Origin of the sequence: Streptomyces polyasparticus, from assembly GCF_014493765.1 — a bacterium.
Taxonomy (GTDB): Bacteria; Actinomycetota; Actinomycetes; order Streptomycetales; family Streptomycetaceae; genus Streptomyces; species Streptomyces polyasparticus.
In genome coordinates this window covers 1-10,960 of the sequence record NZ_JACTVJ010000034.1, presented here as the reverse complement: position 1 = coordinate 10,960, position 10,960 = coordinate 1, and the positions used below count along the sequence as shown (strand labels likewise).

Here is a 10,960-nt window from a genome sequence, read left to right as displayed (position 1 = left end):
TACCGGCTGAACCCGCACTGGATGACCGTCTACGCCCCCGACCTCGACAAGCTCACCGGCACATGACGCCGGGCCCGACCGAGACGGAAACCGATCCGGAGAAACGCCAGAGGCCCGGACCGTGAAACGGTCCGGGCCTCTGATCAGGCGGAGGATACGAGATTCGAACTCGTGAGGGGTTGCCCCCAACACGCTTTCCAAATGTTCGTCTGGAGGTCCGGGAGAGATCAGGAGTGTCCTGACCTGCGCTGCAGTAGGTGGTGACGGGGCTTCTGAACGGTGCTGTACGCCGGTGAATGCAACCAGAAGTGCAACCACGGAGCCCCGACCCTGCTCAAGTCCTGCGCCACGCCCTGAGCAGTTCCTCGGGGCCGTACGCTGCCTGGAGTCCGGAGCAGCTGGTTCCGTTGCGGGAGACCGCCACGAGCGGTACCGGCTCGTCGGTGATCGCCGCCCGATGTTTCTGCAGTGAGGCCAGGTCGTGGTTGTCGAACGCGGAGTTCTCCAACCATTTGACCGAGCCGAGGAAGAGCAGCTCCTTGGCCACCGGCTGTCGGTCGGCGCCGACCAGGTCGATTTCGATGTCGTTGCTTCGGGTCCAGTACCCGCCGATCGCCGGAGCGGCGGGCAGGAGCCCGTCCGGTAGGAGTCGGGCGAGGGATTCCCGGACCAGGGGTTCGACGGCGCGGCCGCGCCAGCTCGTCCACTGCTCCTTGATCCGGCTGAGCGTGAGATCCCCGCGCATCCGCTCGATCTCCGCCATGTGTGGATCAAGAAACATGAGCCAGAACCGCAGGTAGGGGTCTGCCACCCGGTAGCGGCGCTCCTTCGAAGGGCGCAGGGACAGGGGCAGTTCGGCTGCCACCACCCGTTTCTCGGTCAGGACTTCCGTGGCGCGGGTGAGTGTGGTGTGGGCGATGCCGCCGGCGGCACGCGCGATGTTGGTGAAGGTTCGCTCTCCGCTTCCGATGGCTCGTAGGACCTCCCCGCTCATCGCCTGCGGTGGAAACTCCGCGGCCAGCGAGCGCTCCGCGGAAACCAGCAGCGCCGAGATCGGGTTGTCGAGCGAGTCGCGGAGGAAGTCCCAGATGTCAGCTCCGGTCCGCCACTCCGCACAGATCAGTGGAAGCCCGCCCGTGATCAGAGCGGCGTCGAAGGCGGCCGCTGGTGGCAGGTCGAGCATCTCGCCGATGTCGGCCGGGTTCAGAGGCCCGACCACCATTTCCCGGCCGCGCTGGTGGAACGGGCGGTCGTAGCTGTTCAGCGCCTCCATCATCGACAGGTCGGATCCGACCAGGAGGAGGAGCACGGGTTTGCGGCTGAGCAGGCGGTCCCAGGCCCGCTGCAGCATGCCCTCGAAGGCGTCGATGCGGTCCATCAGATACGGGACCTCGTCGATGACGACCACGCTCGGGCTGTCGTCGGGCAGGGTCTCTGCAAGCAGCCTGAGGGCGGCATTCCACTGCGCCGGTGTCTCCTCGGCGAACAGGTCACGCTCCGGCAGGGTGGACCTGGCGACGGCGTCGAGCAGCTCTGTGAGTTCGTCCTCTGCTGTGCCGCCCGCCGCGGTGAAGAAGAGATTCGGTGTCTCGGTGCGCCGCAGGAACTCTTCGACGAGGCTGGACTTGCCGACGCGTCGCCTTCCCCGCATCAGAATGCACTGGCCTGGCTTTGCCGACCCGATGGCTCCGCGCACCGCTTGGAAGGCATCACTGAGTACGGCCAGCTCCCGGTTCCGCCCGATGAAACGACGCATGCCAACCTCTCCGTAGAGATAGTGTCGCTTGAGATACTATCTCTACTGCTACCGTCCTGCGACTAATCGGGCATCACGCTGTGGATGCGGGAGAGGGTGAAGACGCGTTCGGCTTCCCGCAGGTGACACCAGCCTTCGAGGTAGGGCGGATCGAGTGTGAGGCGGCTGAGGGTGCGCACGGTCCGGCTGCCCGAGGTGGCGACGTATTCGACGGTGATGGCTTCGCTGGTGTCGATGGCATGGGCGAGCTGGCGGACATCGCTGTAAGGAAGCCGCTTCGCCCACCCGGCGACGATCTCCTCGGTGTCCGTGCCGAAGGGAACCCCGCCCTCGAGCGGCGCGGGATCCGGGAGTGTCGGCGGGGCGGCCAGCAGCCGGGTGGCCAAGGTGTTCGGGTCGACGGTGGCCGGCGTCCTCTCTGTAAGTGCGGGGTTGCTCCGGCGGCTGTCCCTTCTCCCGGCGCCGCGCGGGCTCGGAACGAGAGTGGTGGCCCGCCGAGGCCGGACCTTGTCGATGCGTACCGTGCCATCGCCGGTCTCGGCGACAGGGGCGTAGCCCTCGGCCCGGAGCGCGGCGAGGGTCGTGGCCAGCGGGCTGCGGCTGATCAGCACGGTCGGCGCCAGCTGTCGCAGTCCGAGCTTCGCGAGTCCGCGGTGGGCGGCCAGTTCGGCCAGGAGGGCGGGCTCGTCACTGTGGAGCACGCAGGCGGCGGGGGCGATGCGCACGCGCCCGTGGCTGCGGGCGGTGTCGGCAATCAGGTACGCCAGTGGCTGTGGCAGGGATCCTGCGGCGACAGTGGCGAGGTCGGCTGTGATGTCCTCGGGGGTGAGGCCCGCATCCAGAGCCCGGCGGATGCTGCTGGAGCTGAACCGCCACGCTGACGCCGTGCCGCTGGTCTCGCGGTCGGCGACGGAGTCCAGCAGTGCGGCCAGTCGCGTGGACGGCGTGCCGGTGACGACGGCGGTGAGGTCGGCGCCGATCCGAGCCACTGCCGTTGCCGAGGGGAGCAGCCGCCGGCACTCGGTGCTCAACCCCTCGGCGTCACCGGTCCGCAGGTGGACGCCGAGGGTGGACAGGGCGCCACGCGCGAGCACGCCGAGGAGCTCGGCCTCATGGATCACGGCGGCGAACGGTGTTCCGTTTTGGGGTGATGAATCGGCGAGTGGGCGGTGCCAGGCGATCAGCGGCCCCAGCTCTGAGGCGGCCCTTGCGCCTTGCCCGGCCGGGAGTTGTGCGGCTGCGGCCAACAGCCCGAGGCGGGCCTGCACGCAGCCGCCGCAGGGGGGTGCACCCGCGACAGCGGGGAGTGCCTTGTTGTCCTCGTCGCGCGCCTGAGCAGGGGTGAGCGTCAGGTTCTTCCATGCTTGGAGCAGCACGGCGAACTGCTCCGAGGGCTCCCGTTCCGCCCAGGCGTCGTATGCCTCGGTGGGTACCACGTGATCACCGTCCCGGCCGAGGAGCCCGGCAGCGTACGAGGTTTCCAAGACGATGCGTACGACGGCGTCGTCGGCATGGGCAGCCTTGCAGATCCGGACCAGTTCCCGTGCGCCGATCCCGCCGGACTTCAACCGCGTCGGTGCTGCCACCGAGCAGACGGACAGAACCGAGGCAGCACTGGCAGCGAACGCCGTGGCCGCGGCCGACGCCTCGCGGTCCACCTCTGGCGGCGTGACAGGCGCCAACTTCGGTGAAGGTGCGGTGGGTTGGAAGGGGGCGTGCCAACCGGGCCCGCGCAGCGCGAGCGCCACCTCGGCAGGCATACGGGCCGGGCCGTAGCGCCGACGGTCCTGGACCAGGAGTCCCCGGTCCAGTGCCCAGCGTTCCCCCGGTTCAGAGCTGGGGTCAGGCGTTCCGAACGCAATGAACTGCGGCTGCCTCGGCAGACCTTCCGCTCGGCGGTCGAGCAACTTCCGGGCCGCCGCAGGGGCCTTCGCGACCGCTGAGGCGATCTGCTCCGGGTCCCTGTGATGCTCCACCAGAGCGGCCAGCCGCTGCTGCTTGGTGCCGGGCGGCTTGAGGCCCAATGTCACCAGCATGCCGCGCAGTTCGTCGGAGGCTGTGCCCGCCAGCAGCTCTTCCAGCGCGACATCGAGCCCGAGGGGTGTGTCCCATGCCTGCCGCAGTGGTGCGGTCATGCGGAGTTTCCCGTCCCCGTCCGGCCAGACCAGAGCATGATCGGCCAGTTCCCTCAGCACGGCGTCCAGCGCGCGTGTGCCTTCGTCATGCGTTGCTCCCAGCAACTGCGCCAGGGCAGCATGTGACGCGGGTGCCCCAAGAGCCGCCAGCGCTTCTGCCGCCTGCAGGTGCGGTAGCGCCAACTGCGGCAGGGCGAGCGCCACCGACCCCGGGCGCTGAAGACGGTCCGCCAGTTCCCCCACCGAGCGAGGCTCCGGAGGGGACATGGCGTCCTTCCGCGTCACGAGCACGCGCGCCAGACGGGAGTCGTCGAGGCTGCCGAGCCATGTCGCCAGCGTTGATCGGGACTTCATGTGGGGGTGCACCTCGTCAGGCCAGGGAATGCCATAGCGGGGCCGGAGCCGGTCCGGCGCCGGGTCCAAGGATGGCGCACTCCCGCGATCGCATGGACCCACACGAGAACAGGGCGCCCCCGGGCGCGCGATGGGCGCTTCATGGGCTGCCCCTACGCGCAGCGCGAGAGAGCCGCTCACCCATCAAAATGCCCTAAATCACCGCTTATGAATGCAACCAAAACTGCAACCAACGCACGCCGAAGAGCCGAGCCGCGATTGCGGCTCGGCTCTTCGTTTCGCCTGGTCAGGCGACTGCGGAGGATACGAGATTCGAACTCGTGAGGGGTTGCCCCCAACACGCTTTCCAAGCGTGCGCCCTAGGCCACTAGGCGAATCCTCCGCCGCAAACAATACAAGACTCGGAGGAGTGCTCGCGAACCCGTTCCCTGAGGTCCGGTGGGTGACGGGTGAGTGATCGGGACGGGCTCGTTCGCAGGGGTCCGGATCGGGTACCCTGGGTGCAGCCCCTCACGTGGCGCTATCTGACTGAACTCCCCCAGGGCCGGAAGGCAGCAAGGGTAGGTTGGCTCTGGCGGGTGCGTGGGGGGCGCTTGCGTTCCCGGACAGCTTCTCGGAAGAGCTTCCCGGAGGTGTTCGCGAGGCCCCGGAAATCCGCTCGTGGACCGGGCTGTCAGTGCGGGCCGATAACCTCGTATGCGTGTCGTCCCTTGCGCTGTACCGCCGTTATCGCCCGGAGTCGTTCGCCGAGGTCATCGGGCAGGAGCATGTGACCGACCCGCTGCAGCAGGCGCTGCGGAACAACCGGGTCAATCATGCGTACCTGTTCAGTGGCCCGCGCGGCTGCGGCAAGACGACGAGCGCGCGCATCCTCGCCCGCTGTCTCAACTGTGAGCAAGGTCCCACTCCCACCCCCTGCGGCGAGTGCCAGTCCTGCCGGGACCTGGCGCGCAACGGGCCGGGTTCGATCGACGTCATCGAGATCGACGCCGCTTCGCACGGTGGTGTGGACGACGCCCGTGACCTGCGCGAGAAGGCCTTCTTCGGCCCGGCGAGCAGTCGCTACAAGATCTACATCATCGACGAGGCCCACATGGTCACGTCGGCGGGCTTCAATGCGCTGCTCAAGGTGGTCGAGGAGCCCCCGGAGCACCTCAAGTTCATCTTCGCGACGACCGAGCCCGAGAAGGTCATCGGCACGATCAGGTCGCGTACGCACCACTATCCGTTCCGGCTCGTACCGCCCGGCACGCTCCGCGAGTACCTCGCCGAGGTCTGCGGGCGCGAGAAGGCGCCGGTCGAGGACGGGGTGCTGCCGCTGGTCGTGCGCGCGGGCGCCGGTTCCGTACGTGACTCGATGTCCGTCATGGACCAGCTCCTCGCCGGCGCGGGCGACGACGGTGTGACGTATGCCATGGCGACCGCCCTGCTCGGCTACACGGACGGATCCCTGCTCGACTCCGTCGTCGAGGCGTTCGCGGCCGGTGACGGCGCCGCCGCCTTCGAGGTCGTGGACCGGGTCATCGAGGGCGGCAACGACCCGCGCCGCTTCGTGGCCGACCTGCTCGAGCGGCTGCGCGACCTGGTGATCCTCGCGGCCGTGCCGGACGCCGCCGAGAAGGGGCTGATCGACGCCCCCGCCGACCTCATCGAGCGGATGCAGGCCCAGGCGCAGAACTTCGGCGCCGCCGAGCTCAGCCGCGCCGCCGACCTGGTCAACGAGGGCCTGACCGAGATGCGCGGCGCCACATCGCCCCGCCTCCAGCTCGAGCTGATCTGCGCGCGGGTGCTGCTGCCCGCGGCCTACGACGACCAGCGCTCCATGCTGGCCAGGCTCGACCGCCTGGAGCGGGGTGGCGCGGGCGGCGGCGGTGGCGGCTTCGCGGGTGGCGGCGGACAGATGCCCGCCATGGCATACGTTCCCGGCCCCGACGCCCATGCCCCGCTGGACGCTCCGGGAGACGCCCCGGTGCCGCCCGGCGGCGGTGCGGCCGCGGCCCGGGCCGCGGTGCGGGGGGCTTCGGGCGGCGGTGCCGCGACGCCCGGTGCACAGGCGCCGCAGGCATCTCAGGCACCTCAAGCACCTCAGGCTCAGGCACCTCAGCCCCAGGCCCCGCAGGCCCCGGCTCCCCAGGCTCAAGCGCCCGCAGCCCCCGCGCCCACACAGGCGCCCGCACCCGCCCAGACCCCGGCCGACCCCCCGGCCCAGCGCCCCGGTGCCTGGCCCGGCGCCGCGACCCCCGGATCCGGCAGCCAGCCCGGCGCCGCACCCGCGGGCGGCGCCCCCGCGGCCCCGGCCGAACGCCGCCCCGGCGGCTGGCCCACCGCGGCCTCGGCAGGCAGCGGCGCCCCGAGCGCCGCGAGCACACCGCAGGCCTCCCGCCCACAGACGCCGCCCGCCGCCCCCGCTACCCAGGCGGGACCGGCCCCGTCGCTCGGTGCCCCGCCGCCGGGCAGCCTCGACGTGCGCGCGCTGTGGCCGAACATCCTGGAGGCGGTCAAGAACCGCCGCCGCTTCACCTGGATCCTGCTCAGCCAGAACGCGCAGGTCGCGGGTTTCGACGGCCAGACCCTCCAGCTCGGCTTCCTCAATGCGGGCGCCCGTGACAACTTCACGAGCAGCGGCAGCGAGGACGTCCTCAAGCAGGCGCTGTCCGAGCAGTTCCAGGCGAACTGGAAGATCGAGGCGATCATCGACCCCTCGGGCGGCTCCAACCCGCCCCCGGCGGCCACCGGCTTCGGCGGCTCCGGCGGTACGTACGGAGGCGGCCAGACCGGGTCGTACGGTGGCGCTTCCGCACCGCAGCGGCCCCAGGCCCCGGCGCCCCAGCAGTCGGCCCCGGCCGCCGCGGCGCCCCAGACCCAGTCCCCGGCTCCGCAGCAGTCGGCGCCCGCGCCGGCCCCGTCCTCGTACAACCAGGGCGGCCAGGGCTCGTACAATCAGGGCGGCCATGGCCAGAACGGCCACGGCAACCAGGGCTCGTACGACCAGGAGCCGCCCCCGGTCTCCATCGAGGACGACATCCCGGAAGAGGACGACCCCGACCTCGACGAGAACGCCCTGAGCGGCCACGACCTGATCGTGCGCGAGCTCGGGGCCACGATCATTGAAGAGATCGCGAACGAATAGGGGTGTGGGGGCGCAGCCTCCACGCCCACACGGGGCAACACCGCCACAACGACCAGCTCCGCAAACGGATCCAGGCGGGGCGGGGTGTGGGGGCGCAGCCTCCACGCCCACACCGGGCAACACCGCCACAACGACCAGCTCCGCAAACGGATCCAGGCGGGGCAGGGGGCGGCAGCCCCCAAAGGGACGCCCAGCTTCGGACCTTCCCACAAGCCCCCGGCCCCCCGCTCGTACAAACCCACCGGACCCCACCGGCTAGGCTTCCGACCGTGAAGGTCCTTGTCATCGGCGGCGGCGCCCGCGAACACGCCCTGTGCCGCTCTCTGTCCCTCGACCCCGACGTGACCGCCCTGCACTGCGCGCCAGGCAACGCCGGGATCGCCGAGGTCGCCGAGCTGCACCCGGTCGACGCCCTGGACGGAGCCGCGGTCGCCGCGCTCGCCCGGGAGCTCTCCGCCGACCTCGTCGTCGTCGGCCCCGAGGCGCCGCTCGTCGCCGGCGTCGCGGATGCCGTACGGGAAGTGGGCATCCCCTGCTTCGGCCCGAGTGCCGAAGCGGCCCAGCTCGAAGGGTCCAAGGCCTTCGCCAAGGACGTGATGGCCGGCGCCGGCGTCCCCACCGCCCGCAGCTACGTCTGCACCACCGACGAGGAGATCGACGAGGCGCTCGACGCCTTCGGCGCCCCGTACGTGGTGAAGGACGACGGTCTCGCGGCCGGCAAGGGCGTCGTCGTCACCGACGACCTCGACAAGGCGCGCGCCCACGCCCGGGCCTGCGACCGCGTGGTGATCGAGGAGTTCCTCGACGGCCCCGAGGTCTCGCTGTTCGCGATCACCGACGGTGTCACGGTCGTCCCGCTCACGCCCGCCCAGGACTTCAAGCGGGCCCTCGACAACGACGAGGGCCCCAACACCGGCGGCATGGGCGCCTACTCGCCGCTGCCCTGGGCCGACCCCAAGCTGGTCGACGAGGTCATGGCCTCCGTGCTGCAGCCCACGGTGGACGAGCTGCGCCGCCGCGGTACGCCCTTCGCCGGTCTCCTGTACGCGGGTCTGGCGATCACCAGCAGGGGCGTACGGGTCATCGAGTTCAACGCCCGCTTCGGCGACCCCGAGACCCAGGTCGTCCTGGCCCGCCTGCAGACCCCGCTCGCCGGTGTCCTGCTGCACGCCGCGAACGGCACCCTCGACGCCGAGCCCCCGCTGCGCTGGCGCGAGGACGCGGCCGTCACCGTGGTCGTCGCCTCGCACAACTACCCGGACACCCCGCGTACGGGCGATGTCATCGAGGGCCTCGACGAGGTGGCCGCACAGGATGCCCCGGATGCGTACGTCCTGCACGCCGGGACCAGGCACGAGGGAGACGCCGTGGTCAGCGCGGGCGGCCGCGTGCTGTCCGTGACCGCGACCGGCAAGGACCTGGCCGAGGCCCGCGAGCGCGCCTACCGGGCCGTCGCGCGGATCCGCCTCGACGGCTCCCAGCACCGCACCGACATCGCGGCCAAGGCGGCGGGCGTCTGAGCCGCCGCGTACCACCGGGCGTACGCCCGTAGCGCGCCGAACACGGGGCCGGATCTGACACAAGATCCGGTCCCGTTTCGTCATGCACCTTTGCCCAAAGCCATTCCATCGAGTGACCGATCCCCCATCCGGCTGACGGGCACCGAGGCCCCAACTAGGGTGCGGCGCAAGCGTTCCCGGTACCCGAAGCCAAACAGCCCACTGGCATTGCGATGTCAGTGACGGGTGCCACAGTGGGGGAGTGAGCAGAGCCGTCGCAGCACGAAGGGGGTGACGTCCGGCCGTGTCCGGAACCGGTATCGGTGGTGAGCGGGGCGCAGTAGGCGCACGCGCCCGCGCGCTTGCCGTCCTGCGCGTCCGCAGCAGGGCCCTCGCGGTGGCATTGCTGCCCGCGGCCGTGGCCGTGGTGCTGCTCGCGGGCGCGATCACGGGGCGGCTGACCGGCGGGAGTTGGGATCTGGCGCGCTGGATCTCGAGCGCCGTCGCCCTGGTCGTGCTGCTCGCCGCGACCGTCGTCTCGCTGTTCGTGGCGCGCTCGCGGCCCGCCCTCAGCCCCACCGTGCCGATCGCCGAGAAATCCGCCCCGGACCTCTATCGCCTGGTGCGCGACCTCGCCGACCGCCTCGACGTCCCCGCACCCTCCGCGATAGCCCTCACTCCGGACTGCGACAGCTGGCTCGAGGACCGCACCCACCGCGCCCACGCCCCGGCCCGCCCGGGCCTGCTGCGGCGCGTGCTCGCGGCGATACGCATACGGCGTGACGTGGCGGCCCCGGATGCGGGTGCCGGTCTGACGGACCTACGGGGGGATGAAGCCGGGACCCTGCGAGGGGACGCGGCAGCGGGGGCTCGGGGGGATGTGAGCGCGGCCGTGCAGGGGCCGGATGCCGCGGTCGTACGGGGGCAGGACTCGGCAGCCGCACGGGATTCCGCAGCCGTACGGGACACAGCGGGGCTGCGGGACACAGCGGGCGCACGGGGGCGCGACACGGTCGCCGCGCGCGAGGACGCGGCCGAGACCCGTCCGGTCGCCCCCGTCCTGGTCATCGGCTCGCCCTTCCTGTGGTGGATGCGCGTCGCCGAGTTGCGCGCGCTCCTCGCCCCTGTCGTCGCCGGCACGGGCCCTTCCGCCCACCCCGACATAGCCGCCGCCCGCCGTTTCGTACGGGGCCTCGACGCCGCGGTCGCCGTGGCGGAGCGTCCCGGGCGCGGGCCCGCCGGGCGCCTGGTGCTCGCGGGGGTCGGCTGGGTCTGCCGGCTGATGCTCCGCGCCTGCCGCGATCACGCGGCCGAGATGGAACGGGGGGTCGCGGCCGCCGCCGCCGACCGTGCACAGACTGTGGATTACGGGCTGAGGATCATGGCCCAGGAACAGGTCGGGCTCGCCTACGCCGGCTGGGACCGGCTGCTCACCAAGGTCGCGCTGCCCGCCTGGCGCATGGGCCGCTGGCCGTCCCGGCTCGACGCCGGTGTGGTGGCCGCGCTCACCGAACTCTCGCGGCGCGACCGCCTCGCCGAGGGCTTCGCCTCGCGGCTCGGCGAGCGGCCCGCGTGCGATCTGCTCGAAGAGCCCGGTGTGGTGGACGAGGCCGCCTCGCTGCTCGCGGCCCGGCTCTTCCACGGCGACCAGGGAGCGGGCTGGGCGCCGGTCGACTGGCAGGAGTATCCGGAGGAGGTCGTCGACCGCAAGTGGCGCACGGACGCGGCCCGGCTGCACCGCGCCCTGGACTCCCTGGGCGTCGGCCGCGCCACGGCACCGGACATGGACCCGCAGGCGCCCACGCTGGCGCGAGTGATGGAGCATCTGTCGTCCGGGCCGTGCGAAGAGGACGGCGGCGAGGGCGAGTCGGGCACGGAGAGCGCACCGGAGTCCCGGGCCGCCGCCGCGCTCGGCGCCGAACTCCGTTCAACTGACGCCGACTTGACGGAGGCGGAGGCGGAAGCGGCGACGGAAGCGGGAGCCCGAGCCGCGACTGAAACCGAAGCCGCAACTGAAACCGCAGCCGACCCCACGTCGGCCGGACCCGCAGCCGACCCCACGTCGGCCGGACCCGCAGCCGACCCC

General features: G+C 71.6%; 5 protein-coding genes, 1 tRNA gene, 1 other RNA gene and 1 pseudogene. 5 read left to right on the top strand and 3 right to left on the bottom strand.

Features of this window, described 5'->3' with window-relative positions:
- A pseudogene (locus H9Y04_RS47870) lies at positions 1–66 on the top strand (pyridoxamine 5'-phosphate oxidase family protein); the annotation flags it as partial.
- 268 nt (positions 67–334) lie between these two features.
- On the opposite strand, the gene H9Y04_RS42075 reads toward H9Y04_RS47870, so the two are convergent.
- The 3 genes from H9Y04_RS42075 to H9Y04_RS42065 form a co-directional block, all read right to left on the bottom strand.
- Positions 335–1,756: an ATP-binding protein gene (locus tag H9Y04_RS42075; RefSeq protein ID WP_187819549.1), complete on the bottom strand. Its 1,422-nt coding sequence runs from the start codon at positions 1,754–1,756 to the stop codon at positions 335–337.
- Positions 1,757–1,818: 62 nt separating this feature from the next.
- Complete coding sequence (locus tag H9Y04_RS42070) at positions 1,819–4,245, bottom strand: helicase C-terminal domain-containing protein (protein WP_187819548.1); 2,427 nt, start codon at positions 4,243–4,245, stop codon at positions 1,819–1,821.
- Between the two features lie 297 nt (positions 4,246–4,542).
- Positions 4,543–4,627: transfer RNA gene (locus H9Y04_RS42065), tRNA-Ser, on the bottom strand.
- 119 nt (positions 4,628–4,746) lie between these two features.
- On the opposite strand from H9Y04_RS42065, the gene ffs reads away from it, so the two are divergent.
- The 4 genes from ffs to H9Y04_RS42045 form a co-directional block, all read left to right on the top strand.
- Positions 4,747–4,845: signal recognition particle sRNA small type (gene ffs / locus H9Y04_RS42060), an RNA gene on the top strand.
- A 100-nt stretch (positions 4,846–4,945) separates the two neighbouring features.
- On the top strand, positions 4,946–7,375 hold the full coding sequence (locus H9Y04_RS42055) for a DNA polymerase III subunit gamma and tau (protein WP_187819547.1): 2,430 nt from the start codon (positions 4,946–4,948) through the stop codon (positions 7,373–7,375).
- 269 nt (positions 7,376–7,644) lie between these two features.
- The gene (gene purD, locus H9Y04_RS42050) at positions 7,645–8,895 is read left to right on the top strand and encodes a phosphoribosylamine--glycine ligase (RefSeq protein ID WP_187819546.1); all 1,251 of its coding nucleotides are present in this window, start codon (positions 7,645–7,647) and stop codon (positions 8,893–8,895) included.
- A gap of 283 nt (positions 8,896–9,178) precedes the next feature.
- A partial coding sequence (locus H9Y04_RS42045) for a hypothetical protein (RefSeq protein WP_308801972.1) occupies positions 9,179–10,960 on the top strand: 1,782 nt, incomplete at its 3' end.